The sequence below is a fragment of the Rhodococcus sp. 105337 genome (assembly GCF_012844225.1).
GTDB lineage: Bacteria > Actinomycetota > Actinomycetes > Mycobacteriales > Mycobacteriaceae > Rhodococcus.
The window spans coordinates 496,075-522,592 of sequence record NZ_JABAGQ010000002.1 but is presented as its reverse complement, the minus strand read 5'-3'; the positions used below and the strand labels follow the sequence as shown (position 1 = coordinate 522,592).

Sequence of the window (26,518 nt, the reverse complement as noted above, 5' to 3'; positions counted from 1 at the left end):
GGACCCCGACACTCACCGCGTCGCGCGCCTCGACCCTGCTGCGGCGGGGTCACGGACGGCCGGCAGCACGGCGAGGATCCCGAGCGCGCCGGCAACTACGAAGGCGAGGACCGGTGATGCTCCCAGCAGCACTCCGAGCGCTACCGAACCGGCCGCCTGCCCGACAGCCAGGGCGATGAACAGCACGACAGTCCCCTCGGCGGCGAGATCCGGCACCACCCGCACCGCCCAGACGATGAGGACCCCGCTCATCGCGGTGTAGCCCGCCCCGAACGCTGCCACCGAGACGTACGCCGCGGGTGGTGTGCCGGGAGCCACCCCGAGCAGGACGGTCGCTGTCGCCATGACCGCGGTCGTGGCGACCTAGGCAACTCGCAGGCTCCAGGTCTGCACGATCTTCCCCGCGGCGGCGCCGAGTATCCCGAATGCCCCGAGGACCATCCAGGCCGCGATGGACAAGGTCTCGTCGCCTGCTCCGGAATCGGCCATCACCGAGCGCCCGAAGGTCCAGATCGCGGCGCTCGACGCACCGGCCAGCGTCGCGCCCACGAGCGGACGGGCGAGGGCCGCCACGTCGTCGGCTTTCACCCGGGACGGACGAGCGGACCGACGGCGACGCGGCGTCGACCGGTCGGCGCGCAGAGTTGCGACCGTTGCGAGCCCGGCCGCGAGCGCGATGACCAGCCATCCGACACGCCAGTGCCCAGCGGTCAGGATCAGAAGGATGCCCGCGACGACGATTCCGGCGCCGGTGCCGGCGTTGACGACGGTCTGCGCGTTCTCTTGCCGCGCGGCGGCGACGTTGCGTTCGATGAGAGTGACGAGCCCCGGAGTCGCGAACCCGGCACCTGCCCCGGCGACGATCACGCCCAGCGCAAAGAGGCCGACGTGCGGTGCCAGCGCAACGCCTGCGGCTCCCACGGTTGCCGTCGATCCGGCGCAGACCACGACCAGGCGGGGGCGCGCACCGAGACGCGTGGCAGTCAGAGCCGCACAGCAATAGGAGAGGAAGCTTCCCGCCTGAACGGCTCCGGCGAGGGTGGAGCCCATCTGGAAGGTCTCGGTGAAGCGTGGGAGGAAGAGTCCGTAGCCGAAGCGCGCCAACCCGTAGGTCGCCGCGATCAGAGCCATGCCGCTGACCACGAGGGTTCGCATCGCACCTCCGACCGAGCCAGAACCAGAACGCTCGTTACAGTACTCCGAAACGGAGCCTCTGTCAGAACGAGCGTTACAGTGGGATGGTGTCCGTAGCCCAGCGATCCCCCGCACGCACCCGACTGCTCGACGCGGCCGAGAGCATGCTGTTCGACCGCGGCATCCGCGCCACGTCCGTGGACGAGTTGCTGCGACGCGCCGAAGTCTCGGCAGCGACGTTGTATGCGCAGTTCGGCAGCAAGGACGCACTCGTCGCCGAGGTATTGCGGCTTCGGCTGGCGGACTGGCAGGCCGTATGGGACCAGCACATCATCGCGGCCGACGACGACACGTCGCGGTTGCTGGCACTGTTCGACGCCCTTGCCGACTACCGCGACACACGCGGCGCTCCCGGGCGCTGGTGCGCCTTCCTGGCCACCGCCACCGAACTTCCCGACGCGACGGACGACATCCGCCGGATCCTTTCCGCGGACACCGAACTGCTCACCACCCGGCTTCTGCACTTCTCCAGTCCTCTGGCCGGGGCACGTGCCCAGGATCTCGCCGACGAGGTGCTCATGGCCTACAACGGCACCCTCGTAGCGTTCCTCCGCGGCCGGCCGGCGGCGCCGATCGAGACCGGACGCCGACTGGCCGCTGCGGCAGTCCGGGTCCACAGCCAGGGCTGACCGCGACCGCGCGGGCTGCTTGCGCGACGGATCGGCCGAAATCGCGACTCATTCCAGAAACGTGGGTCATAGTGGTCTGGTGCCCACCTCGAGGGAAGCAGCACAGCAGTTGCGCGCAGCAGGTCTCCGCGTGACGCGCCAGCGAGTCGCTGTCCTCGACGCCGCCGGTACACACCCGCACGCCGACGCCGAGACGATCTTCGACACGGTGCGCACCGCGCTTCCCGGCATTTCTCGCCAGACCGTCTACGACGTACTCCACGCGATGACGTCACGGGGGATGCTCCGGCGGATCGAGCCGTCGGGATCCCATGCGCGGTACGAGGCCCGCGTCGGCGACAACCATCACCATCTCGTCTGCCGGGCGTGCGGAGTCATTGCAGACGTGAACAGCGCGACCGGTGACACACCCTGTCTCACCGGGTACGACGACGGCGATTTCGCCGTTGACGAAACCGAGGTCGTCTTCTGGGGTCTGTGCCCCGGCTGCTCCTCATCGGCAGCTTCGCGACCACAGCCCTGAATCTGTCCGATCCACCCAGATCCGGAAGGAACCCGCAGTGTCCGAAAGCGAAAACCCGGCAGTCCCCTCCCCCAAGCCGCAGCCCCATCGCCCCAGGACCGCCCTGGACTGGTGGCCGGATCAGCTGGACCTCCAAGTCCTGCACCAGCACTCCCCTATGGCCAACCCCATGCCACCCGACTTCGACTACCGGAAGGAGTTCGAGAACCTCGACGTCGACGCGCTCCGCCAGGACCTCATCGCGCTGATGACCGACTCCCAGGACTGGTGGCCCGCAGACTTCGGGCACTACGGCGGCCTCTTCATCCGCATGAGCTGGCACTCCGCGGGCACGTACCGCATCGCCGACGGCCGGGGCGGCGGAGGCAAGGGCGCGCAGCGCTTCGCTCCGCTGAACAGCTGGCCCGACAACGTCAGTCTCGACAAGGCGCGTCGGCTGCTGTGGCCTATCAAACAGAAGTACGGACGCAGCCTCTCGTGGGCCGACCTCATCGTCTTCGCCGGCAACTGCGCCTACGAGTCGATGGGATTCAAGACGTTCGGGTTCGCATTCGGCCGCGAAGACATCTGGGAAGCCGACGAGGTGTTCTGGGGCCCGGAGGACACCTGGTTGGGCGACGAGCGTTACGCCGGCGAGCGCGAACTGCAGGGCCCGCTGGGCGCGGTCCAGATGGGGCTGATCTACGTCAATCCGGAAGGCCCGAACGGTAATCCGGAGATCCTCGCGTCGGGCCGCGACATTCGAGAGACGTTCGCCCGTATGGCGATGAACGACGTAGAGACCGCCGCGTTGATCGTCGGCGGCCACACCGTCGGCAAGACGCACGGTGCTGCGCCCGCCGACAATCTCGGTCCCGAACCCGAAGCTGCGCCGCTGGAACAACAAGGTCTCGGCTGGAAGAACTCGTACGGCACGGGCAAGGGACCCGACACGATCACCAGCGGACTCGAGGTCATCTGGACACCCACCCCGACGAAGTGGGACAACACCTTCCTCGAAATGCTGTACGGGTTCGAGTGGGAAAAGACCAAGAGTCCTGCCGGGGCATGGCAGTGGACACCGAAGGACAACGCCGGGTCGGATATCGTGCCCGATCCGTTCGATTCGGCGAAAAAGCATGCGCCCGGCATGCTTACTAGCGACCTCGCGCTGCGATACGACCCGATCTACGGCGAGATCACCCGGCGCTGGCTCGACCACCCCGAGGAACTCGAAGCCGAGTTCGCCAAGGCCTGGTACAAGCTGCTGCACCGCGACATGGGACCGCTCTCGCGGTACCTCGGGCCGTGGATCCCGGAGCCGCAGCTCTGGCAGGACCCGGTGCCCGACGTCGATCACGAGCTGATCGGCGACGACGAGATCGCGTCGCTCAAGAGCACGGTCCTCGACTCCGGGCTGACCATCCCGCAGTTGGTGGCCACCGCGTGGGCGTCGGCGGCAAGTTTCCGCGGCACCGATATGCGCGGCGGCGCGAACGGCGCACGTGTCCGCCTCGAGCCGCAGAAGAACTGGGAGACCAACGAACCTGCCCAGCTGAACGCGGTGTTGCCGGTGCTCGAACGCATCCGTGACGACTTCAACAGCTCGGCGACGGGAAACAAGAAGGTCTCGCTCGCGGACCTGATCGTGCTCGCGGGTAGTGCTGCGGTCGAGAAGGCAGCCAAGGCGGCCGGACACGACATCACGGTGCCGTTCGCTCCGGGCCGGACGGACGCGTCCCAGGAGATGACCGACGTCGAGTCGTTCTCGGTGCTCGAGCCGAAGAGCGACGGGTTCCGCAATTTCCTGCAGGGCGGGGAGAAGCTTCCTCCGGAAAAGCTGCTCCTCGAACGTGCGAATTTCCTGACACTGACCGCCCCCGAGATGACGGTGCTCGTCGGCGGGCTCCGTGCCCTCGGAACCAATCACGGCGGCAGCAACCACGGCGTGCTCACCGATCGGCCTCAGGTGCTCACCACCGACTTCTTCCGTAATCTGCTCGACATGGGCACGGAGTGGAAGGTGTCGGAGTCGTCGGAGGGGATTTACGAGGGCCGCGCGCGCGGAACCGACGAGGTCAAGTGGACGGCGACCGCCGTCGATCTGGTGTTCGGCGCGAACTCCCAACTGCGGGCGCTGTCCCAGGCGTACGCCACCGACGACGCGCAGCCGCAGTTCGTGCAGGACTTCGTGAAGGCGTGGACCAAGGTGATGAATCTCGATCGGTTCGATCTGGCCTGAGCCGTCCGGGAACGGTGCCGCCGGACGGCACCGCGACACCGAAGCCACCCGTCGCACTTCGGCGGGTGGCTTCGTCGTGTGGGGGCCGTGTGGCCGGTGCCGAGGCGAAGCGGCGCGGGGACCCGCCGCACCGGCGTACCCTTGTAGTGCCGTGAGGGTGACTTCGATCACGCCTCAGGTGATGGAGAACGTTTTCTTTGCGTCGGGGCAAAGACAGGGATACGCCGCCTGCGTCACGGCACCGGATTCTCCGGTCGCCGCGTCCGTTGCCGACGCGACGCCTGTCGTTGCGTATCCGGTCGTCGTGCGAGACCGTCCTGCGCGTTCGGCCCTGTCGAACCCGGGCTCGTGCCCGGCCGAGTACCTCCGCACGACATGTCTCCCGGAGGAGATCGTGATGCGCAGAAACATCCTCAGGGCTGCGGCATGCTCTGCCGCCCTGCTCATAAGCACTATCGGCGCCGGTGTGGCCGGTGCCCAGACAGATATCTCGACCGTCGGAATGTCCCAGGAGCAAGCCGAAGCAACACTGTCCGAGGCCGGCGTCGAATACATCATCCTCAGCCGCGCGGGCAGCACCCTGCGGAACTGCAACGTGACCGAGCAGCGCGACCGCGGCTACGACACCGAAGTCGAATACTCGTGGGACGCCGACGCCGAAGAGTGGGACAAGACCGAGACGGAGGTCTGGCGCGGGGTTGCCCTGGTCGTCTTCTGCGACTGACCCCCGCCGCCGTCAGGCACCGAACACCCGCTCGACCACTGCTCGCGCACGACGGGTCACGCGCAGATAGTGGTCGAGATACTCCGAGGCGTCTTCGCCCTGCCACCCTGTCACTCTCGCGACCGCTGTGAGAAGCCTTCCCGGGCCGGGCAATTGGTCGGCGCGCTTACCCCGCACGAGCACCAATGCGTTGCGTGCACTGGTGGCGGTGATCCACGCGTCGCGCAGCAACTCCACATCCCCGGCGCTGATCAACTCGGCCGCACCGATCGCGTCCAAGGTCTCGAGCGTCGACGTGTTGTGCAGCGCCCCGATGTGGTGCGCGTGCTGCAACTGCAGCAACTGCACCGTCCATTCGATATCGGCAAGTCCCCCGCGGCCCAGCTTCGTGTGGGTGGCGGGGTCGGCTCCGCGGGGGAGACGCTCCGAATCGACGCGTGCCTTGATCCGGCGGATCTCGCGGACCGCCTCCTGAGACAGCCCACCCTCCGGGTAGCGGACCTTGTCGATCATGCGCAGAAAGCGCGTGCCCAGGTCTGGGTCGCCGGCGACAGCGTGCGCCCGCAGGAGCGCCTGCACCTCCCACACCTCGGCCCACTGGGTGTAGTACGCCTCATAGGAGGTGAGCGTGCGCACCAGCGGTCCGCTACGGCCTTCCGGCCGCAGGTTCAGGTCGACCTCGAGCGGCGGATCGGTGCTCGGCGCGCCGAGGAACTTGCGGACCTGTTCGGCAACGGTCGTCGCCCATTTCACGGCGTCGGTGTCGTCGGCGTCCGCGTGCGGTTCACAGACGAACAGCACATCGGCGTCGGAGCCGTAGCCCAGTTCGGCACCTCCGAGACGACCCATCCCGATCACGGCGATGCGCGCGGGGGCCGGTCCCCGTGAGCTTTCCGACGCGCGAATGACGGCGGTGAGTGCGGCCTCGAGCACCCCGGACCACACCGTCGACAGTGCTTCGCACACCTGGGGGACGTCGAGCATCCCGAGGATGTCCGCACTCGCGATCCGGGCCAGTTCGGCGCGGCGCAACGAGCGGGCGGCGAGGATCGCACGCGCCGGGTCGCCGTAGCGGGACGACGACGCGACCAGCGCGCGGGCGACTTCCGGAGGCTTCGGTTCGAGCAACCTCGGACCGTTCGGGCCGTCGGCGTACAAGCGCAGCACCTCGGGCGACTTCACGAGCAGGTCCGACACGTACGCCGACGATCCGAGCACCGTCATGAGGCGTTCCGCCACCGCCGGCTCGTCGCGGAGCACCCGCAGGAACCACACGGTGTCGTACAGCGCGTCGGACAAACGGCGGTAGGCCAGCAGTCCGGCATCGGGATCGACTGTGTCGGCGAGGTATTCGAGCAGTTGCGGAAGCAGCATCGCCTGGATCCGCGCCTTACGGGACGCGCCGCCGGACAAGGCTGTCAGATGGTCGAGCGCGTGCGAGGGCGCGCTGTACCCGAGGGCGGCGAGCTGACGGACGGCCGCGTCGGGCGAGAGCCGTACGGCCTCCTTGTCGAGCTTGCTCACCGACTCGAGCAACGGCCGGTAGAACAGTTTCGCGTGCAGTTTCCGTACCCGCGACGAGTTGCGCTTGATCTCGGATTCGAGCACGCCGAGCGCATCCTTCCGCCCGTCCGCACGCATGTGCGACGCACGGGCGAGCCAGCGCAGCGCCTCCCGGTCGTCCGCGGGCGGCAGCGTGTGGGTGCGCTTGAGTCGCTGGAGCTGGAGGCGGTGCTCGAGCAACCGGAGGAACTCGTACGACGCGCGGAGGTTCGCGGCGTCGTCGCGGCCGATGTAGCCACCGTCGGCGAGCGCACCGAGCGCCTCGACCGTGTTGGGGACCCGCAGCGACTCGTCGACGCGGCCGTGTACGAGTTGGAGCAGCTGGACGGCGAATTCGACGTCGCGGATGCTGCCGCGGCCGAGCTTGAGTTCGCGTTCCTGCAGTTCTGCGGGCACCAGGTCCTCGACGCGCCGGCGCATCGCCTGGACTTCCGGGACGAAGTCCTCGCGCTCGGAGGCTGTCCACACCATCGGGCTCAGCGCTTCGACGTACCGGCGGCCGAGATCGAAGTCGCCGGCCATCGGCCGGGCCTTGAGGAGCGCCTGGAACTCCCACGTCTTGGCCCACCGGTTGTAATACGCGATGTGCGACTCGAGGGTGCGCACCAGCTCACCGCTCTTGCCTTCCGGGCGCAGCGCGGCATCGACCTCGAAGAAGGCGGAGGTGCCGATACGCATCATTTCGCCCGCGATCCGGCTTGCGCGCGCATCCGCGGGTTCGGCGACGAAGACCACGTCGACATCGCTCACGTAGTTCAGTTCCCGCGCTCCGCATTTGCCCATGGCGATGACCGCCAGGTGGATCGGGCACGGCTCGTCGGGAACCACCGTCGTCACGGCGACCGCGAGGGCCGCGGTGAGGGCGGCGTCGGCGAGGTCGGCGAGCAGCGCCCCGACCTCGAGGTACGGAAGGACCGGCTCGTTCTCGACGGTCGCGGCGAGGTCGGCCGCCGCGATGATCATGAGCTGGTCGCGATAGGCGGTCCGCAAGGCTGCGACCGCCGCGGGCCCGGTTTTCTCTGCGCGGTAGAGCAGGCGGCCGACGCGACCGCCCGGCTCGGGATACCCGCCGACGCTGTCGAGCATCCTCGCGGTGAAGGTGTGCTTGTCGGGCAGATCCAGGGAACCTTCGAGCAGCCGCCAGCAGGCAGGATTCGCGACCACGTGGTCACCGAACGCGGACGACGCCCCGAACAGGCCGAACAGCCGGCCGCGAAGGCCCTTGTCGGCACGCAGCGCGGCATCGAGTTCGGCCCAGCCGTCGTCACCGAGACTGTCTGCGAGGCGCGCCAGGGTCCGCAGCGCCAGATCCGCATTGGCGGCGCGGGACAGCGCCCACAGCAGTTCGACGCTGTCGGCGTCGTTCCAGCCGAGCCGTTGCAGCTCTTCTGGCGCGGTCGGCTCGACGAGGCCGAGCCGACCGGGAGCCGGGACAGTGGAACGAGAAGTCGGCGGTTTCACCACCACATCATCCGCCATCGCCGGCCGATTACAGCCCCAGGTACTGCTCGAGCTCGAAAGGCGTGACCTGGCTACGGTAGTTCTCCCACTCGCGCCACTTGTTCCGCAGGAAATAGTTGAACACGTGCTCGCCGAGCGTTTCGGCGACCAGCTCGGACTTTTCCATCTCGCGAAGTGCGATGTCGAGATCGGTGGGCAGCTCGCGGTACCCCATCGCGCGACGCTCCGCCGACGTCAGCGACCACACGTCGTCTTCGGCCTCGGGAGGGAGTTCGTATCCCTTCTCGATGCCGCGCATGCCCGCCGCGAGGAGCAACGCGAACGACAGGTACGGGTTGCACGCGGAGTCCGGGGTGCGGATCTCCACCCGGCGCGACGACGCCTTGTTGGGCGTGTACATCGGGACACGGACCAGAGCCGAGCGGTTCGACGGTCCCCAGCACGCCGCGGTCGGCGCTTCGCCGCCGTGCACGAGACGCTTGTAGGAATTGACCCACTGGTTGGTGACGGCGCTGATCTCGCCGGAATGCTCGAGGATGCCGGCGATGAACGCCTTGCCGGTCGCCGAGAGCTGCAGCGGGTCGTCGGGGTCGTGGAAGGCGTTGGTCTCGCCCTCGAACAGCGACATGTGGGTGTGCATGGCCGAGCCCGCGTGCTCGCGGAACGGCTTCGGCATGAAGGTGGCGCGCACGCCCTCCTGCATCGCGATCTCCTTGACCACGTAGCGGAAGGTCATGACGTTGTCCGCCATGGACAGCGCGTCGGCGTATCGCAGGTCGATCTCCTGCTGGCCGGGAGCCGTCTCGTGGTGGCTGAACTCCACCGAGATGCCCATCGACTCGAGCGCGTCGATGGCGTGGCGCCGGAAGTGCGGGGCGGACCGGTGGACGGACTGGTCGAAGTAACCGCCCGTATCGGCGGGCACCGGCGCGGCACCCTCTTCACCGTTCTCCACGAGGAAGAACTCGATCTCGGGATGCACGTAGCAACTGAAGCCGAGGTCGGACGCCTTGTTGAGCTGACGCCGCAGCACGTGCCGCGGATCGGCCCAGCTGGGCGTTCCACCCGGCATGGTGATGTCGCAGAACATGCGCGCGGAGTACTGGTGGCCCCGGTCGTCGGTCCACGGCAGCACCTGGAAGGTTGTCGCGTCGGGGCGGGCGACCATGTCGGCTTCCGAGATCCGGGAGAATCCCTCGATCGCCGAACCGTCGAACCCGATGCCCTCTTCGAAGGCTCCCTCGAGTTCGGCCGGGGCGATCGCCACGGATTTCAGGGTGCCGACGACGTCGGTGAACCAGAGACGAACGAACCGAATGTCGCGCTCTTCGAGGGTGCGGAGCACGAACTCCTTCTGGCGATCCATATCCGCGAGAGTAGGCATCATCCGTTAATTCCGTGTTACATACGCGCGTTGGGACAGTGGCGTGTCGCTCACATCGTGCCGGATTCAGCAGTGAGGATCGGTTTCGGGGACCTCGAGATCGATCAAATACCTGGTCACAGCGTCGTCGACGCATTTCTCGCCGTCGAGCACGACCGTGTGCTGGGTCCCGTCGAAACTCAGCAGCGCACCGCCGAGATGACCCGCGAGCTCGACTCCCGCGAGATACGGGGTCGCGGGATCGGCGGTAGTGGACACCACGAGCACGGGAGCCAGACCGGACAGGTCCGCATCCTCGCCGTCCACGGTGGGCGGGACGCGCCAGAAAGCACACGTGTCGAGAGCGGCGGAACCGTTGCCGCGCCCGTCGTCGAGGAACGGCGCCGCCTCACGGAACCGGGTGTCGAGTTCTCCGGCGAGCACCCGGTCGGTGACGGGTACGTCGTCGACGCATCGCACCGCGTCGAACGCGGCGGTGATGTTGCTGTAGGTGCCGTCGTCGCCGCGACCCTCGTACAGGTCGGCGAGCCGCAGGAGCGTGTCGCCGGTACCGCTGCTCGCAAGCGAGTCCAGTCCGCCGCGCAACGAGCCCCACAAGGACGGTGAGTACAGCCCCTGCTGGACCCCGGTGATCGCGTCGCCGTAGCTCAGGCCGCGGGGGTCGGTGGTGGGCGCGGGTGTGTCGAGCAGCGGGCCGACGAGGGCGCGGAACCGGTCCACTGCCGCCGCAGGATCGTCGCCGAGCGGGCATCCGTCGTAGTCGGCGCAGTAGCGCGCGAACTCCTCGAACGCGCGCTGGAAGCCCTCCGCCTGCAACACGATCTCCTCGACGGGATCCTGGTCCGGGTCGATGGCACCGTCGAGCACCATCGCCCGCACCCGGTCGGGAAACGCTGCGGCGTACTCCGCGCCGAGCCTGGTGCCGTACGAGTAGCCGAGGTAGGTGAGCTGATCGTCGCCGAGCACCCCGCGCACGACATCCATGTCGCGCACCACCTCGCGGGTGCCGACGTGCGCCAGCACCTCCGGCCCGGTGCGCTCGGCGCACAGATCCGCGTACTCCCGATTGAGTTTCTCGGCTCGCGCGATGCCCTCACTGGTGGTGTCGCCGGGGTCGAGGGCGCGATCGGCGTCGGTCTCGGCGTCCGTGCGGCACACGATCTGCGGTTCCGAGGCGCCGATTCCCCGCGGATCCATCCCGATGACGTCGAAGCGCTCGGCGAGCGGGGTGCCTTCTCCGGCCAGCGCGAGCGACAACCCCGACGCGCCCGGCCCGCCGGGGTTCGTCAGCAGTGAACCGATCCGGTCCCCGCCGGCCCGGGACCGCGACAACGCGAGCGAGACGGTCTGTCCGTCGGGATCGTCGTACTCGAGCGGCACCGTGATCCGGGCGCACTCCACACCGTTGAGGGCAAGGTAGCGACCGTCGGTTCCGTATCCCGCGCACGACTCCCACCGCACCGCCTGGCGGTAGAACTTCTCGAGTTCGCCCGGCACCGCGACATCCGACGGCGGCTGCGTGCTGTTGCCCGGCGCCGAGCAGCCCAGGACGGCGAGACCTGCGACAACGGCGAGCGACATGAGGCGGAGAACGTGCATACGGGGGGACATCGACACCCGACGATCGTCCCATGAGCCGACAGAGCGCCGACGCTGTGACCAATCGCACCGCCACGTGGTGTTTGTGCAGCGACCTGCGGTGGCACACTGAGACGGTCATCACCCAACCCGGGGACCCCTAGGGCCTCGAGGCAGAAAGGGACAGCGATGTCCGACAACATGACGTCCGTATACGGCGGCGCCGCTCCCGCCGATACCCCCAAGCGCAAGACTCGAGTCCATCACCTGCAGGCGATGAAGGCCGAAGGCCGCCGCTGGGCGGAACTGACCGCCTACGACTACTCCTCGGCCCGAATCTTCGAAGAAGCCGGGATCCTGGTCCTCCTCGTGGGCGACTCCGCAGCGAACGTCGTCTACGGCTACGACACCACCGTTCCGGTCACCGTCGACGAACTGCTCCCCCTGGTCCGCGGCGTCGTGCGGGGCGCGCCGCACGCTCTCGTCATCGCGGACCTGCCGTTCGGTAGCTACGAAGCGTCTCCCGAACAGGCTCTCGCGACGTCCATCCGGTTCATGAAGGAAGGCGGCGCCCACGCCGTCAAGCTCGAAGGCGGCGAACGGGTCGCCCCGCAGATCGCGGCGATCACCGCGGCCGGCATCCCCGTGCAGGCGCACATCGGTTTCACCCCACAGTCGGTCAATACGCTCGGCGGGTTCCGCGTCCAGGGCCGCGGTGACGGTGCCGAGCAGCTCGTCGCCGACGCGATGGCGGTTCAGGAAGCCGGCGCATTCTCCGTCGTGATGGAGATGGTGCCTGCCGAACTGGCCGGTCAGGTCACGGGCAAGCTCACCATCCCGACGGTCGGCATCGGCGCCGGAAGCGAATGCGACGCGCAGGTTCTCGTGTGGCAGGACATGGCGGGCTACACCAGCGGCAAGACCGCGAAGTTCGTCAAGAAGTTCGGTGCTGTCGGCGACGAACTGCGTCGCGCAGCGTCCCAGTACGCGCACGAGGTCGCCGAAGGTACCTTCCCCGGTCCCGAGCATTCGTTCTGAGCAGACGCCCTCGGCGCAAACGACAAGCCCTTCCTGCGGTGCGCCGCGGAAGGGCTTGCCGTTGTGTGACGTTCGTCCCCCGGTTCCGGCGGGGCGGCCTCACCACCCCCTCAGGATTCGGTGGCACACTCGACGGCGACCACGACGCGAGCCCCGACAGACGAGGTGTACATCCATGAACCGATTCCGACAGGTGCCGGCTGCGGCCGCCGTCGCAGCCGCCATGATCGGCGTTCTCGGGGCATGCGCTCCGGCGCCCGAGTCCGGGCAGACCGGTTCCAGCACAGAACTGTCGTCGTCCACCCAGGCGACCTCCTCGGCGACGCGGTCTCCGCAGTCCGGTGATGCCGGCGTCACCGATGCTCAGGCGGAAGACCTGTGCACCCGGCTGGAGGCGCAACTGTCGCCGTGGCGCACGTACACCCCGTCGGTCGGCCGCGGTGGGCTCAACATCCTCATCGGCGAATGGGCAGGGGCAAACGGCGTCGACCTCCTCGCACTTGCCGGTGATCGGGCACGGATCGACACGATCACGTCCGAGCAGTGCCCCGAGGTGCGGGAGGAAGCGGTCACCGCACTCGAAATCCCCGATCTCGCATCCGGTCTCGTCGGTTTCTGATGAACGAGCGCCGCGAGCTGTATCCGCCGCTGGAACCGTACGAGCAGGGCATGCTCGACGTCGGTGACGGTCAGCAACTGTACTGGGAGGTCAGCGGCAACCCCGCGGGCAAGCCGGCGGTGTTCCTGCACGGCGGGCCCGGCGGCGGCGTGTCGCCGATGCAGCGCCGGTTCTTCGACCCCGATGCCTACCGCATCGTGTTGTTCGATCAGCGCGGTTGCGGCCGATCGCTCCCGCACGTCGCAGACGGGGCAGACCTGTCGGTCAACACGACCGACCATCTGGTCGCCGACATCGAACGACTGCGCACCCACCTGGGCGTGGAGCAGTGGCTCGTCTTCGGCGGCTCGTGGGGATCGACCCTCGCGCTCACCTACAGCCAGCGACACCCCGACCGCGTCACCGAACTGGTGTTGCGCGGAATCTTCCTGCTGCGGCGCAGCGAGATCGACTGGTACTACAACGGCGGTGCGGGAGAGGTGTTCCCAGACCTGTGGGAGGGATTCACCGCACCGCTCGCCGCGGCGGAACCCGGGGAGCATCCCGTCGACACCTATCATCGCCTGCTGCACTCCCCCGACCCGGACGTGGCTCTGGACGCTGCGATCGCATGGTCGACGTGGGAAGGCGCCACGAGCACGCTGCTACCCCATCCCGACCGCGTCGCGGAGACCTCCGAACCCCGGTTCGCCCTCGCGTTCGCGCGGATCGAGAACCATTACTTCTACCACCGGGGTTTTCTCGAGGACGGTCAGATCCTGCGCGACGCGCATCTGCTGCACCGCATTCCCGGGGTGATCGTGCAGGGCCGCTACGACGTCGTGTGTCCGGCGCGCAGCGCATGGGATCTGCATCGGGCCTGGCCACAGTCCGATCTGCGCATCGTCGACGATGCCGGTCACGCGGCAACCGAACCCGGTATCACCCATGAACTCCTGGAGGCCACAGACCGGTTCCGGTAATCCGCCGCCGGTTCAGGCGGGCAACCGCCCGAAACCGACCACGGCGCCGTCGTCCTCCCAGTCGAGGGTGTGCACGCGAATCTTGCCGAACTCGTTGCCACCCACAGTGGTTGCGGTGCTGCCCTCCACCGAGATCACGATGTTGGTGTGTTCGCGCTGCCCGAAACCGAGGGAGCTGTGGTACAGCACCACGTCGCCGACGGCGGGGCGGTAGCCCGATCCGGAGGGTTCGAAGCGGCCGGTCTGCTCGTAGTACTCCCCGAGCGTGTACACCCCCGGGATACGCCAGTGACCGGAATGCGGATTAGCCAGGGGCACACCGGCTTCCCGCATGATCCAGCTGACGAAGTCCGCACACCACGGCTCCCGGACGCCCTCGGAGTAGAACGTCCCGGGCCGCTGCGCGTCGTGCTGATCCTCGAGCAGCTCGACGATCTGCACCTGCGTCGGTGACAACGCCGACGTGTCCACGTCCGGGAACGATGCACTGTCCCAGGGGAACAACCGGTTGGGGGCACTCCACCACACGGTTGCGGCGACAAGAGCGACGGCGACCACCACGACCGCCACGATCGTCGCGAACGGTCGGCGCCCGACGGTCCGTTCAGGGTTCACAGGCGAACTGCACTCTCCGGGTCGCCGGGTCGGCGAGTACCAGGCGGACCGTGACGCGCTGTCCCTCCGCGGGCGTCCCGGTGCACTGCGCGATCACCGTCTCCGACGGGATGAAGATCTCGGCGTCGCGTCGCTCGGTGGCGTCTTTGAGAACCGTGGCTTCGAAGGTCTCCCCCACCCGCGACGACAACACGACCGCCTCGGCGAGGTCGATGCACGCGCGCCCGACCTTGCCGGCGAGCGAATCGGACGAGGACATGATCTTCGGCAGCAGACCCAGGGTGTCGCGCACGTCGCCGGGCAACTCGGTGCCCGAGGACACCGCAAGGCACACCTCGGTGGCGTAACGGTCGGACAGCCGGCGCAGCGGCGCGGTGACGTGCGCGTAGGCGGCGCCGATCGCGCCGTGCACCGTCAGTTCCGGCAGTTCTCCGTCGAATGCGACGTAGGACGCGCCGCGCAGCAGCGTCGGCGCCTCGCTCATGAGAACGAGCGTGGTGGGCAGATTCGCGTCGAGACCGGCGAGGAACGCGCCCACCGACATGTCGCCGGGCCACTCGACGCCCAGCAAACAGGCGGTTCGGCGGAGAGAGGCGACAGCGTCGGGATCGGCGGGCGGCAATGTGCGCAGCAGCCCGGTCTTCGCGTCGATCATGATGCGCGCCGCGCACATTCCGGTCAGCAGCGACACATGCGAGTTCCAGTCGTCGGCCTCGGTGCGCGGTTCGATGTCGAGTCGCCAGCCGTCACCGTCTTCGACCACGTCCTGTTCGGGCAGTCTCAGTTCGATCGCACCCCGTGCCCGCGCCGCGACTTCGCGCAACCGCCCGAACTCGGGTAGCGCCGCGATCGACGGATGGAGGGTGCCGGCATCGGCATCGCGCTGCACACCGGCATAGTCGAGTCGCGCCACCGAACGGACGCGTGCCCGCGACACGGAGATTGCGACGGGCTCTGCGTACTCGTCCATCTCGATGCGCCACAACACGGCCGGTCGCACCGCGCCCGGGAGCAGACTGGCCGCGTTCTCCGACAACACCCGCGGGTGCAGCGGCACCGACCCGTCGGGAAGGTAGAAGGTCTGCGCGCGGCGGTGCGTCTCGAGATCCAGCGCACCGCCGGGTTCGACGACCGCGTACACGTCGGCGATCGCGTAGTGGAGCACGAATCCGGTGTCGGTGCGCTCGAGGTGGAGTGCCTGGTCGAGGTCCATCGAACCGGGTGGATCGATCGTCACCACGGGCAGATCTGTGCGATCGTCGCGCTCCGAAGCGAATCTGTCGGTCGCCGTCCGGGCCTCTGCGAGCGCCTCGTCGGGGAATTCGTCGACGAGGCCGAACTCGGCGCGGACACCGGTGAAATCGATCTCCGGTGCGACGACGATGGGTGTGGTCACCAAAGCGGCGGGGCTCCTCGTCGCGCGATCACTTGTTCCATTCGTCGTCCGCGTCGTCGGCTGCCTTGTTGCGGGCGGCAGCGATGTCGAGGGCCCGCATGGCGGTCTCCCGGTCGGGGTACGGACCCATGCGGTTGAGGGCGCTGGGATCTTTGCCCTGGGTCACCTTGCCGGTCTTCACATCGAAATACCAACCGTCGTCACTCATGGCCCCAGTGTGCCCGAACAGCGGCGCGATACCCGGTATATCGGGCGCGGTTTCGGCGAAACTCGGCTACCGGCGCAGCTGGTAGCGTCGGCCGGACCGCAAGATCGTTACCGACCGAAGGAGATCACACGTGTCGTACATCCTTTTCGATGCACTGCTGCCCTATGTAGGCCCCGAGTCCGCCTCGTACTGGGCGCACCTGCTGGTCGTCGGACCACTCTGACCGACTCCCGGCGGCGGCGATGCCGTCGACCGACCGGGGCGGGCACGCGCGTCGGCGGGGTGGGACAGGAATGCAGGGCGGACGAGTCGGCCTGTAAGCCGGATCCTGTCCCCCGCCGAAGCGGGGTGGCGACCATCCATCTGGGCACACCGTTGCCGGGTACCTCGAGCGGTTCACCCGCAGGCTCGGGCGAGCAGCCCTCGAGCACCTGCGCAGACGCACCGCGCAGCGATGCGACCTTCAACCTTGCTCCGGGCGGGGTTTACCTAGCCACCCCGGTCACCCGGGGTGCTGGTGCGCTCTTACCGCACCGTTTCACCCTTACCTGCCCGCGAGGGGCAGGCGGTCTGTTTTCTGTGGCACTGTCCCGCGAGTCACCTCGGGTTGCCGTTAACAACCGCCCTGCTCTGTGGAGTCCGGACTTTCCTCGACGCAGGGCCTGACACCGTCCGGTGCCGGTTCCCTGTTCCGCGGTCGCCCGGCCAACTCGTCCGCCCGGACAGCGTAGCGCCCCCGCGGGGATGCGACGCACGGACCCCGTGCCGTCTGCCACCGTGCGACCACTGCGTATCGGACTCCCGACCCGCCGCGTGAGAACTACCGTGAACCGCATGACTCGGTACGTCGCTTTCCTGCGCGGGATCAACGTCGGCGGTATCCGGATCAAGATGGCCGATCTGGCGGAGTTGTTCTCCGCGGCCGGACATCGCGACGTCCGCACCGTGCTCGCGTCGGGCAACGTGCTGTTCGACTCCGACGACGATGCCTCGTCGCTGAAACCCGCCCTCGAACGCGCGCTGACCGATCGCTTCGGGTACGACGCCTACACCTTCGTCGTCGAGCAGTCCCGGGTGGCGGACATCGTGGCGGCCTACCCCTTCGGAGACCGCGAGGATCGGCATTCCTATGTGGTGTTCGTGTCCGACCCCGATGTTCTCGACGCCCTGGCTGCGGATGCGAACCGTCTCGACGGTGACGTCGAGTGCGCCGCACCGGGTGCGGGTGTCCTCTACTGGCAGGTCGAGAAGGGGAACACTCTCGACAGCGCACTCGGGAAGAAGACCGGGTCCGGTCGGTACAAGGCGGTCACCACCTCTCGAAATCTGAAAACACTCCGCAAGTTACTGTGACTTGTCACCACAAGTAAGCAAATCCTCGGACGTCCTCGTAAGTGCAGTTAGCCTCCCCGGGGGCCGCAGTCGCGGCACATCAATCCGGACTCGAAGGACACACATGCGGATTGCCGCACGACTGCTTGCCGCAGCAGCTCTAGCAGGACTCTCCCTCGGCGCGACGACCACCGCAGCAGCCCAGCCGGCGGTGCCCGGCCCCGCCGCGCAGTCGGACGACTTCTACGCCACGCCCGACCTGAGTTCCGGTTCGCCGGGAGAGGTACTGCGCACTGCCCCGTCGGTCGCCGCAATCATCCCCGGCACCCCCGCCGTGCTCGACGCCTCGGTCACCCGCGTGATGTATCGCAGCACCAGCGCCACCGACACGCCTGTCGCCGTCGTCGGCACCGTGATGGTCCCGGCACTGCCGTGGGCCGGCGACGGCCCCCGGCCCACCGTCGTGGTCGGGCCCGGCACTCAGGGCATGGGCGATCAGTGTGCCCCGTCCAAGCTCATGACCTTCGGCCAGGAGTACGAGCACCTCCAGATCGGTCCGCTCCTCGCGCGCGGGTACGCGGTCGCGGTCACCGACTACGAAGGGCTCGGCACCGCCGGAGTCCATCCCTATCTCAACCGTGCCTCTCAGGGGCACGCGATGCTCGACCTCGCCCGCGCCACCCGGTCGCTGGGAACTCTCGGTGTGGATCAGGACGGCCCGATCGCCTTCTGGGGCTATTCGCAGGGCGGTATGGCTGCGGCGTCCGCGGCCGAACTCGCCTCGACCTACGCCCCGGAACTGCCGGTCGCCGGTGCGGTCGCGGGATCACCGCCCGCGTCGCTGAGGGATCTGGCGGTCGCCGGCGACGGTTCGTTCTTGTCGGGTGGCATCGGCTGGGTCGTCAACGGGTTCATCTCCGCATACCCGCAGCACGCCGACGAAATGTTGAAGGTGTTCAATCCCGCGGGCCTCGATATTCTCGGCCGCGCCGAAGATGCGTGCGTGTTCGACGCACCGTTGCTCGACCCGTTCTCCTCGACCACCCGGTACACCGTCGACGGCCGGCCGATCGTCGAGCATCTCTCGGAGGAGCCGTGGGCCTCGCTCGTGGCCGAACAGGAACTCGGCAACCGGACCCCGTCCGCTCCGGTGTTCGTGGCGCAGGCCACCGGGGACGACTTCGTGCTCGTGTCGGGCGTCGACACGATGGTCGGCAAGTGGTGCCTCACCGGAGCGACCGTCACCTATCAGCGATACGACGTCCCCCCGGCGTTCACCAAGACAGGATTCGGGCACGTCGTCGGGCTTTTCCCCGCTCTGGTGGAGGGCATGGACTGGCTGGACCAGCGATTCGCCGGCGTCCCCGCGACAACGACCTGCGGCCCGTAAGGAAAGTTCGAAAAAAGCTCGGCGGCCGGTAACGCCTCACCGATCGCAGCGATACATGATGTGAGTGGCCACGCAGGCACCCCCCGACATGCCTGCGCGGCCACTCTTTTCATCGCTGCTCCCGTGAACCGGGATATCGCGTGTTACAGATGCGACGTGTCGTTGACCAGACGCACCGAGGATCCGCCGTCCGGATAGAACTCCGCGGTGCTGAGCGACGCCAGGTCCAGGTGCAGCCGGTACAGCAGGGACGGACCCGAATCCAGCGCGAGCCGCAGGAAGGTCTTGATCGGAGTGACGTGGGAGACGACGAGTACGGTCACTCCCCCGAACTCCGACACCAGATCGTCTCGCGCCGCGGCGATCCGCGTGTGGACCTCGTCGAAACTCTCGCCACCGGGCGGACGCACCGAGGTGTCGCCGAGCCACGCGCGGTGAATGTCCGGGTCGCGCTGGGCGGCCTCACCGAACGTGAGGCCCTCCCACTCGCCGAAATCCGTCTCGATCAGGCCGTTGTGCACCGTCACGGGCAGATCCAGGGCGTCCGCGGCCACGGTGGCGGTTTCGCGGGCGCGGCCGAGCGGTGACGACACCACGGCGGCGACGCCTCCTCGTGCCGCGATCCGGCGCGCGGCGGCAACGGCCTGTTCACGACCGAGTTCGGTGAGCGGCGGGTTGCCCCGCCCCGAGTAGCGGCGTTCCACCGACAGCGGTGTCTGGCCGTGCCGCAACAGCAGGAGCCGTGTCGGCGAACCGGTCGCGCCCGTCCAGCCCGGCGCCGTGGGTGCCGGAGTCGTCGCGGCCGGCGGAGTCGTCGCCGCGACCGAAGGCGACGAGGACGACTCTGCGAGGACGAGCGTCTCCTCGCCGGAGACGAGTGCCTCGGCAGCGGCGTCCATGGCCACATTCGCAAGACGGTCGGCGTACGCGTTCTCGGCGCGCGGAATCCACGTGTAGTCGACACGGCGGAACTTCGCCGCCGTCTCCCGCGCCGCCGCGGCGAGCGGAATCATGTCGGGATGCTTGATCTTCCAGCGGCCCGACATCTGCTCCACGACGAGCTTGGAATCCATACGGACGTCCACCTCGTCCGCCCCGAGTTCCGCGGCGGCGGTCAGCCCCGCGAGCAGTCCCCGGTATTCGGCGACGTTGTTGGTGGCCCGCCCGATGCTCGCGTGCCGCTCGGCGAGGACGGTCCGATGGTCGGCGTCGAACACCACGGCACCGTAGCCCGCCGGTCCCGGATTTCCTCTCGAGCCGCCGTCCGCTTCGACGACGACCCGGGTCACAGTCCGGATTCCTTGGTGCGCACCAAGATCGAGTTGCACTCCGGGCATCGCACGAGCGCGTCGGCAGGTGCGGCCGCGATCCGGGCGATCTCGCCCCGGTCGAGCTCGAGGCGGCAGGCACCGCAGCGGCGTCCCTGCAGCAGTGCCGCGCCGATGCCGGCCTGTTCGCGCTGCTTCTCGTACAACGCCACCAGGTCCTCGGGCAGCGCACCGATCAGGGCCGCGCGGTCGCTGCGGCACCGCTGCTCGGCGACGTCGATGTCGGCGAGGGCTTCGTCACGAGCGCGGGTCGCGTCGGCGAGCTGATCGTCGATCTGCGAGACCTGCGCCCCGGCGTGATCGTGGTCGCCCTTCGACGCCTCGCGACGTTCCATCACCTCGAGGAGGTCGTCCTCGAGCGCCCCCTGACGGCGTTCGAGGCTTCCGAGTTCGTGCTGCAGTTCCGTGAGCTGCTTCGAGCCGACCGACCCGCTCTCGAGCATCGTCCGATCGCGCTGTGCACGCATGCGCACCGCTTCGATCTCCCCTTCGAGCTTGCGGATGTCGCGATCGAGATCGTCGAGGATGATCTCGACGGCCACGGCCGCATCCTTACGCGCGTTGCGGTCGGACTGGAGCCGGTCCACCGTCTGCTGTTCCGGCAGGGTGCGACGGCGGTGCGCAAGGCGATTCAGCTCCGCGTCCACGGCGGCGAGAGACAGAAGCTTGGACTGCACTGCGGATTCGACGTTCACTCGGGTGGTTCCTGCTTTCGGTGGGGCCTCGATGGGCGGGGATGACGGACAGCCCCGGAGACGGGTCGTAGCTGATTACGGTACCGCGCGCACCGCGGCGGTCGTCCACGGATCGGTTCGCAACCGGCTCACCCGCGCCTGCCAGCCGTCCCGGCCGGCGAATGCCGCGTCGAGAACGTCACGTGCCTGAGCGCACCACGGATACTCGCTCGCCCAGTGTGCGACATCGACGAGTGCGGGACCCCCGGCGCGCAGGTGCTCGTCGGCGGGGTGGTGCCGGAGGTCCGCTGTGACGTAGGCATCCACGTCGAGCGCCGCGACCGCGCCGAGGAACGAATCGCCCGATCCCCCGCATACCGCGACGCTCCGGATCGGCCGCTCCGGGTCGCCTGCGGCGCGTACTCCCCACACGGTGGCGGGCAGGGCCGCGGCCACCGACTCGGTGAACTCGGCGAGCGTCATCGTCTCGGGTAGCTCCCCGACCCGCCCCAGCCCGCGAGCACTCGGGAGTTCGGCGAGTTCGAGCACGTCGAACGCCGGTTCCTCGTAGGGATGGGCGGCGCGCAGGGCGGCGAGCACCCGGGAGCGGGAACGTCGCGGAGCGATCACCTCGATACGAGCTTCCTCGACGTGCTCGAGTTCCCCGAGGACGCCGAGTGCGGGATCGGCTGCGCCGACGGGACGGAACTGGCCGGTGCCGGAAGTGGTCCAGCAGCACTCCGTGTAGTTGCCGAGCGCTCCCGCACCGGCATCGAACAACGTCTGCCGGACGCTGTCGGCGGAACCGGACGGCACCATCACCACCCATTTGTCCGTGGCCGGTTCGGGCTTGGCCTCGAGCGGTCGCAGTCCGGTCAGCCCGAGTGCCTCGGCGAGGGCGTCGGACACGCCGGGATTCGCACGATCGGCATTGGTGTGCGCGGTGAACAACGCGCAGCCCCCGCGGATGAGCCGGTGGATCAACGCGCCTTTCGGGGTGTGCGCGCCCACCGTGTCGACGCCGCGCAGCAGCAGCGGGTGGTGGACGAAGAGCAACTGCGCACCCCACTCGAGTGCCTCGTCGACGACATCGGCGGTGGCGTCGACTGCGAGGAGCACCTTGTGGACCGGGTCGGCGGGGTCGCCCGCTACCAGTCCGACGGAGTCCCACCCTTCGGCCAGCGACGGTGGATACGCGGTATCGAGTACGTCGATCACCTCACGCAGCGACGGCGCAGTCACGTGTCCTCCTGGGTTGTCTCGGCTGTCCCGACGACCCTACGCGGCGCGGTGTGCCCGAACCGAGGACAATGGATGCGTGACCCTTCTCGTCGAACCACAGCCACTGCTCCTGCCCGCCCCGGTTGTCCTGTTCGACCTCGACGGAACGCTCACGGACTCGGCGACCGGCGTGATCAACGGATTTCTCCACGCGGCCGACACCGTCGGATTCGCTCCACCCACGGGCAACCTCCACCGACTGCTGGGTCCGCCCATGCGCGACAGCCTGCTCGCACTCGGGCTCGACGAGGACCGGATCGCCGCAGGGATCGAGGCGTACCGGGAGTACTACTCGGCGACAGGCTGGGCCGAGAACGCGGTGTTCGACGGCGTCGAACCCCTGCTCGACGCCGTGCGCGCCGCAGGGAGCCGCCTCGCGGTCGCGACATCGAAGTCGGAGTCCTTCGCCGAACGCATCCTGGACCACTTCGGGCTCGCGCCGTACTTCGAGTTCATCGGCGGGGCGAGTGACGACGGAACGCGGCGCGCGAAATCCGATGTCGTCGCGCACAGCCTCGAAGCCCTCGGTATCCGGCCGGTCGAAGCAGGGACCACCGGCGTCGTGATGGTCGGTGACCGCGAGCACGACATCCACGGCGCGGGACGCTGGGGCATACCGACGGTCTTCGTCGAATGGGGTTACGGCGACGCCACCGAGGGGCAGGCCGCCGCCCGCATCGCGACCAGTGTCGACGAACTTCGCGAGGTGCTCACGGGTGGCCGCTGACGACGACGTGCTCCACGTGACGTTCGTGTGCACCGGCAACATCTGCCGGTCTCCGATGGCCGAGAAGATCTTCGCCGAGCACGTGCGCCGCGAAGGACTCGGCGACCGGGTGCGGGTGAGTAGCGCCGGCACGCACGGCTGGCATGTCGGCGCCGAGGCCGACCCGCGGACGAACGCGGTGCTGCAGCGGCACGGGTACCCGACCGGGCATGTCGCGGCCGAACTCGGACCGTCGCATCTTTCCGCAGACCTGGTGGTGTCGATGACCACCCACCACGATCGGGCGGTGGCGCACCTGGGTGTCCCGGCGGAGCGGCGCGTCCTGCTGCGATCGCTGGACCCGGATGCCGACGGCGATTCGGTGCCCGATCCGTACTACGGCGGGCTCCCCGAGTTCGAGCAGGTCCGCGACCAGATCGAGGGTGCGATTCCCGCGCTGCTCGACTGGGTGCGGCAGCAGTGAGACCTACCTCACCGTCTACCGTGGACACGTGCGCCGATTGACGTTTCTCCTCCGTCCCAGCTGGCTGGTCCTGGCCCTGGTGGTCGGCGGCTTCGCCTACGCGTGCTTCACCGTCCTCGCCCCGTGGCAGCTGGGTAAGAACACCAGCACCGAGGAACGTAACGATCGTCTCGCCGCGTCCATGTCCGAGGATCCGGTGCCGGTCGGTGACCTTCTCGCCGGCCCCGGCCCCACGGTGGACGACGAGTGGCGACGGGTCGTGGCCCAGGGTTCGTATCTCCCCGACTCCGACGTACTCGTGCGGCTGCGCAACATCGACGGCCGTCCCGCCTACGAAGTCCTCACTCCGTTCGAGTTCGACGACGGGCGGATGATCCTCGTCAACCGCGGTTTCGTCCGCCCGGTGCAGGGCACCGCGGTACCCGAGGTCCCGCCCGCACCGGCCGGAGACGTCTCCCTCGACGCTCGGATCCGGATGTCGGAGGGCACCGTGGCCGGCAAGGACCCGTTCACCGACGCGGGATATCAGCAGGTCTACTTCATCGACGCCCCGCAGGTCGCGCAGGTCACCGGGCTTCCGCTCGAGGACGTCTACCTCCAGCTCGACGACGGTCAGCCCGGCGGACTCGGCACCATCCCCTTGCCACAGCTCGACGCCGGCCCCTACCTCTCCTACGGTCTCCAGTGGCTCGCGTTCGGCATCATGGCGCCGCTCGGTCTCGGCTACTTCGTGTGGGCAGAACTCCGCGAACGCCGGAAGGCGAAGGCCGCGACGATCGCCGGGCCGGATGCCGACGCCTCGGACACCGCGAAGTCGGACAGCCGCGGTTCGGACCTCCGTAAGTCGGAGAGCACTGCGCTCACCGACGATGCTGACGACACCGTGCCCGCCGGCACCGCACCGGCCGACGCGCCGGCTCCTGCAGCGCCGCCGTCCCGTGAAGACAAGCTCGCCGAGCGTTACGGACGGTCCCGGTGACAGGCTGGGCCGACCGCACGTCTGCCGACCGCATTTCCGCCGACCGACTTTCCGAGGAGCCCTGATGTACGCCACGGTCGAGGACTACCTGGCGGACAAGGACCCGGCCGCAATCGAGGCGTTCCTGCGATTCCGCACGATGGTTCTCGACCTCGGTGACGACATCGAGGAGCGCGTGCACGCGTCGGAGATCTCGTGGTCCCGCGGCCGCACATTCGCTGCCGCATTCGTGTACGCCTCCAAGCTCGAAGTCGCCCTCGATCTTCCGCGGCGGGTGCACCACGCGGCTCTCCGTGAGGCGTTCCCGACCGGCCCGATCACCACCCACCGTTTGAGTCTCGCGGACGCCGCCGGGTTCGACGACCATCTGGCCGAACTCCTGCGCGAGGCCTACGACACGGCTGCGGAGCCCGGCCCGTAGCCGAACCGTCCGTTCTCCGGAGACAACACAACCGCCCCCTCACACGAGGGGGCGGTTGCCTTTTATGCCCGGATCTGGATTAAGGTAGCCTTACCGCACTAAGGATTGCCTTACCTCTGGTGGTGCGGGCCGTGTACTTCCCTTCAGCAGAATGTGAACTCAGTTGACGCGCACACTCCGGCGTTCTCACGCCCTGCCCCTCGTTCTTGCGCCGGCACTTCTCGTTGCAGCATGCGGCGGGTCGAGCACGGCGGCAGAGTCGGCTCCGGGACCGTCCTCGGCCCGATCGCTCACCATCGCCGCCTCCGAGGACTCCGGGCCCCTCAACATCTTCGCCGGCCAGACGGACCAGATGACCGAGCTGATCTACGACAAGCTTCTGTCGCCGTCCCCCTACGTCGCCGACCCCCAGCCGTGGCTGGCCACCGACGTCCGCCAGGTCGACGCGACCACCTGGGAGGTCGACCTCCGCGACGACGTCACCTGGCACGACGGTGAGGCGTTCACGGCAGACGATGTCGTCTTCAGCTTCCACTACATGCACGCTGCCCCCACCGGCCGCTACACCCACCACGTCAACGACACGCCGTCCATCTCCACGGTCGACGCCGTGGACGAGGACTCGGTTCGCTTCGTGTGCGACTACTCGTGCCCCGAACTGGGCCCCGTCACACTCGCGGACCTGCCGATCATCCCCGAGCACGTGTGGTCGAAGGTCGACCCTGCCGAGGCCAAAGCCGTCACGGACCTTCCGATCGGCACCGGCCCGTTCGTGCTCGTCGACTACAGCCCCACCAGCGGATACCGCTTCGAGGCGTACGCGGACTACTTCGCCGGAACCCCGACGGTCGACGAACTCGTCATGCCGGTGATCGAAGACAACGCCGCAGCGTTCACCGCACTCGGCTCCGGGCAGATCGACGCCGCCGACCGTGCGCTCACACCCGAACTGGTGGACCGGTTCAGCGCCTCGAACGACATCGGCGTGATCACCGTCGCGCCGCTGAGCTACCCCGAACTGAAGCTGAACTTCACTCGGGAACCGTTCGCCCAGGCCGACTTCCGCGCGGCACTGAACCTCGCGGTCGATCGCGACCAGCTGCTCGAGGTCGTCGGCCTCGGTCAGGGCCGTCCCGGCACACAGGGCTACGTCCATCCGGACGCGCCGTTCGCCGATCCCGACGCGTCGACCCCGTACGACGCCGCGCAGGCCACCTCGATGCTCGACGAGCTCGGCTGGACCGACCGTGACGGCGACGGCACCCGCGAGAGCCCCGCCGGCGAGCCGGCCACCTTCGACATGATCGTCAACGGTGGTAACGCACCGCAGGTCCGCGCCGCCGAACTGCTCGTCGAGGACTTCGCCGAGGTCGGCATCGCCGTCACCGTCAGCCCGCTCGACTCCGGATCGTTCTCCGACGCGTCGTCCAAGAAGACCTACGACATGATGGTCACCACCAACAGCCCACACGCCGTGGCGGATTCGACGCAGTTCATCATGTCGCACCGCTCAGGCAACCTGTGGAAGCACCCGGACATCGCCTACCCCGAGTTCGACGCCCTGTACGACGCGTGGAAGGCCACCGAGACCAACGACGCGCGCATCGCCGCCATGCAGGACATGCAGAAGCTGTTCAACCGCCAGCCGACCGCCATCGCCCTGTACTACCCGGACGAGTACTGGGCCTTCCGCGCCGACACGTTCGGCGGATGGATCGAAACCCCGGGTTACGGCATCGTCCACAAGTGGTCGTTCCTGCCCGCGGACGTCGTCGAGGCGGCCAACGCAGAAGCACCGCAGGACTGAC

25 protein-coding genes and 1 other RNA gene are annotated in these 26,518 nt (G+C 68.3%); 14 read left to right on the top strand and 12 right to left on the bottom strand.

The window, feature by feature from the left end:
* Window positions 1-12 precede the first annotated feature (12 nt).
* Entirely contained in the window at window positions 13-345 is a 333-nt protein-coding gene (locus HF886_RS20895; RefSeq protein WP_206038554.1) for a hypothetical protein, read from the bottom strand.
* Window positions 346-363: 18 nt separating this feature from the next.
* The gene (locus tag HF886_RS06210) at window positions 364-1,155 is read right to left on the bottom strand and encodes an MFS transporter (protein ID WP_206038553.1); all 792 of its coding nucleotides are present in this window, start codon (window positions 1,153-1,155) and stop codon (window positions 364-366) included.
* Between the two features lie 86 nt (window positions 1,156-1,241).
* Here HF886_RS06210 and HF886_RS06205 point away from each other — a divergent pair, with 86 nt between their 5' ends.
* The 4 genes from HF886_RS06205 (at window position 1,242) to HF886_RS21010 (ending at window position 5,291) form a co-directional block, all read left to right on the top strand.
* Window positions 1,242-1,823, top strand: coding sequence for a TetR/AcrR family transcriptional regulator (locus HF886_RS06205; RefSeq protein WP_169620223.1), 582 nt, complete (start codon window positions 1,242-1,244; stop codon window positions 1,821-1,823).
* 79 nt (window positions 1,824-1,902) lie between these two features.
* Window positions 1,903-2,346, top strand: coding sequence for a Fur family transcriptional regulator (locus tag HF886_RS06200; RefSeq protein WP_169620224.1), 444 nt, complete (start codon window positions 1,903-1,905; stop codon window positions 2,344-2,346).
* A gap of 37 nt (window positions 2,347-2,383) precedes the next feature.
* Window positions 2,384-4,567, top strand: a complete 2,184-nt coding sequence (gene katG, locus HF886_RS06195) for a catalase/peroxidase HPI (protein ID WP_346765072.1) — start codon at window positions 2,384-2,386, stop codon at window positions 4,565-4,567.
* A 151-nt stretch (window positions 4,568-4,718) separates the two neighbouring features.
* Complete coding sequence (locus tag HF886_RS21010) at window positions 4,719-5,291, top strand: hypothetical protein (protein WP_240954893.1); 573 nt, start codon at window positions 4,719-4,721, stop codon at window positions 5,289-5,291.
* A 12-nt stretch (window positions 5,292-5,303) separates the two neighbouring features.
* On the opposite strand, the gene HF886_RS06185 is transcribed toward HF886_RS21010, so the two are convergent.
* From HF886_RS06185 to HF886_RS06175, 3 genes are all read right to left on the bottom strand, one after another.
* Complete coding sequence (locus HF886_RS06185) at window positions 5,304-8,318, bottom strand: bifunctional [glutamine synthetase] adenylyltransferase/[glutamine synthetase]-adenylyl-L-tyrosine phosphorylase (RefSeq protein WP_169651844.1); 3,015 nt, start codon at window positions 8,316-8,318, stop codon at window positions 5,304-5,306.
* A gap of 25 nt (window positions 8,319-8,343) precedes the next feature.
* Entirely contained in the window at window positions 8,344-9,681 is a 1,338-nt protein-coding gene (gene glnA / locus HF886_RS06180) for a type I glutamate--ammonia ligase (protein ID WP_169620225.1), read from the bottom strand.
* Window positions 9,682-9,765: 84 nt separating this feature from the next.
* Entirely contained in the window at window positions 9,766-11,310 is a 1,545-nt protein-coding gene (locus HF886_RS06175; protein ID WP_240954915.1) for an alpha/beta hydrolase, read from the bottom strand.
* 156 nt (window positions 11,311-11,466) lie between these two features.
* On the opposite strand from HF886_RS06175, the gene panB reads away from it, so the two are divergent.
* The 3 genes from panB to pip all read left to right on the top strand — a co-directional run bounded on the left by panB (window position 11,467) and on the right by pip (window position 13,896).
* Window positions 11,467-12,315 (top strand): 3-methyl-2-oxobutanoate hydroxymethyltransferase, encoded by an 849-nt coding sequence (gene panB, locus HF886_RS06170; protein ID WP_169651800.1) that lies wholly within the window; start codon window positions 11,467-11,469, stop codon window positions 12,313-12,315.
* Window positions 12,316-12,490: 175 nt separating this feature from the next.
* Window positions 12,491-12,934 (top strand): hypothetical protein, encoded by a 444-nt coding sequence (locus tag HF886_RS06165; RefSeq protein WP_169651799.1) that lies wholly within the window; start codon window positions 12,491-12,493, stop codon window positions 12,932-12,934.
* A complete protein-coding gene (gene pip / locus HF886_RS06160) occupies window positions 12,934-13,896 on the top strand; it encodes a prolyl aminopeptidase (protein ID WP_169651798.1) in 963 nt (320 codons plus the stop codon). Before HF886_RS06165 ends, pip begins: the two co-directional genes overlap by 1 nt.
* 12 nt (window positions 13,897-13,908) lie before the next feature.
* On the opposite strand, the gene HF886_RS06155 is transcribed toward pip, so the two are convergent.
* The 4 genes from HF886_RS06155 to rnpB form a co-directional block, all read right to left on the bottom strand.
* Complete coding sequence (locus HF886_RS06155) at window positions 13,909-14,511, bottom strand: CHAP domain-containing protein (RefSeq protein WP_169651797.1); 603 nt, start codon at window positions 14,509-14,511, stop codon at window positions 13,909-13,911.
* On the bottom strand, window positions 14,501-15,910 hold the full coding sequence (locus HF886_RS06150) for an RNB domain-containing ribonuclease (RefSeq protein WP_169651796.1): 1,410 nt from the start codon (window positions 15,908-15,910) through the stop codon (window positions 14,501-14,503). The genes HF886_RS06155 and HF886_RS06150 overlap by 11 nt, the downstream gene beginning before the upstream one ends.
* A gap of 25 nt (window positions 15,911-15,935) precedes the next feature.
* Entirely contained in the window at window positions 15,936-16,115 is a 180-nt protein-coding gene (locus HF886_RS06145) for a hypothetical protein (RefSeq protein ID WP_169620231.1), read from the bottom strand.
* Between the two features lie 301 nt (window positions 16,116-16,416).
* Window positions 16,417-16,828, bottom strand: an RNA gene (gene rnpB / locus HF886_RS06140) — RNase P RNA component class A.
* Window positions 16,829-16,949: 121 nt separating this feature from the next.
* On the opposite strand from rnpB, the gene HF886_RS06135 reads away from it, so the two are divergent.
* On the top strand, window positions 16,950-17,468 hold the full coding sequence (locus HF886_RS06135) for a DUF1697 domain-containing protein (RefSeq protein ID WP_169651795.1): 519 nt from the start codon (window positions 16,950-16,952) through the stop codon (window positions 17,466-17,468).
* Window positions 17,469-17,571: 103 nt separating this feature from the next.
* Window positions 17,572-18,837: a lipase family protein gene (locus tag HF886_RS06130; protein WP_169651794.1), complete on the top strand. Its 1,266-nt coding sequence runs from the start codon at window positions 17,572-17,574 to the stop codon at window positions 18,835-18,837.
* Window positions 18,838-18,980: 143 nt separating this feature from the next.
* On the opposite strand, the gene HF886_RS06125 is transcribed toward HF886_RS06130, so the two are convergent.
* The 3 genes from HF886_RS06125 to HF886_RS06115 form a co-directional block, all read right to left on the bottom strand.
* The gene (locus tag HF886_RS06125; protein WP_206038551.1) at window positions 18,981-20,174 is read right to left on the bottom strand and encodes a bifunctional RNase H/acid phosphatase; all 1,194 of its coding nucleotides are present in this window, start codon (window positions 20,172-20,174) and stop codon (window positions 18,981-18,983) included.
* Window positions 20,123-20,860, bottom strand: a complete 738-nt coding sequence (locus tag HF886_RS06120) for a C4-type zinc ribbon domain-containing protein (protein ID WP_169651792.1) — start codon at window positions 20,858-20,860, stop codon at window positions 20,123-20,125. The genes HF886_RS06125 and HF886_RS06120 overlap by 52 nt, the downstream gene beginning before the upstream one ends.
* A 75-nt stretch (window positions 20,861-20,935) precedes the next feature.
* Window positions 20,936-22,081, bottom strand: a complete 1,146-nt coding sequence (locus HF886_RS06115) for a Nif3-like dinuclear metal center hexameric protein (protein WP_169651791.1) — start codon at window positions 22,079-22,081, stop codon at window positions 20,936-20,938.
* A 76-nt stretch (window positions 22,082-22,157) separates the two neighbouring features.
* On the opposite strand from HF886_RS06115, the gene HF886_RS06110 reads away from it, so the two are divergent.
* The 5 genes from HF886_RS06110 to HF886_RS06090 all read left to right on the top strand — a co-directional run bounded on the left by HF886_RS06110 (window position 22,158) and on the right by HF886_RS06090 (window position 26,517).
* Entirely contained in the window at window positions 22,158-22,847 is a 690-nt protein-coding gene (locus tag HF886_RS06110; RefSeq protein ID WP_169620237.1) for an HAD-IA family hydrolase, read from the top strand.
* A 7-nt stretch (window positions 22,848-22,854) separates the two neighbouring features.
* Window positions 22,855-23,310, top strand: a complete 456-nt coding sequence (locus tag HF886_RS06105) for a low molecular weight protein-tyrosine-phosphatase (protein WP_169620390.1) — start codon at window positions 22,855-22,857, stop codon at window positions 23,308-23,310.
* 28 nt (window positions 23,311-23,338) lie between these two features.
* Entirely contained in the window at window positions 23,339-24,289 is a 951-nt protein-coding gene (locus HF886_RS06100) for an SURF1 family protein (protein ID WP_169651790.1), read from the top strand.
* A 64-nt stretch (window positions 24,290-24,353) separates the two neighbouring features.
* On the top strand, window positions 24,354-24,710 hold the full coding sequence (locus HF886_RS06095; protein WP_169620239.1) for a DUF5655 domain-containing protein: 357 nt from the start codon (window positions 24,354-24,356) through the stop codon (window positions 24,708-24,710).
* A gap of 163 nt (window positions 24,711-24,873) precedes the next feature.
* Window positions 24,874-26,517 (top strand): ABC transporter substrate-binding protein, encoded by a 1,644-nt coding sequence (locus HF886_RS06090; protein ID WP_169651789.1) that lies wholly within the window; start codon window positions 24,874-24,876, stop codon window positions 26,515-26,517.
* Window position 26,518 lies beyond the last annotated feature (1 nt).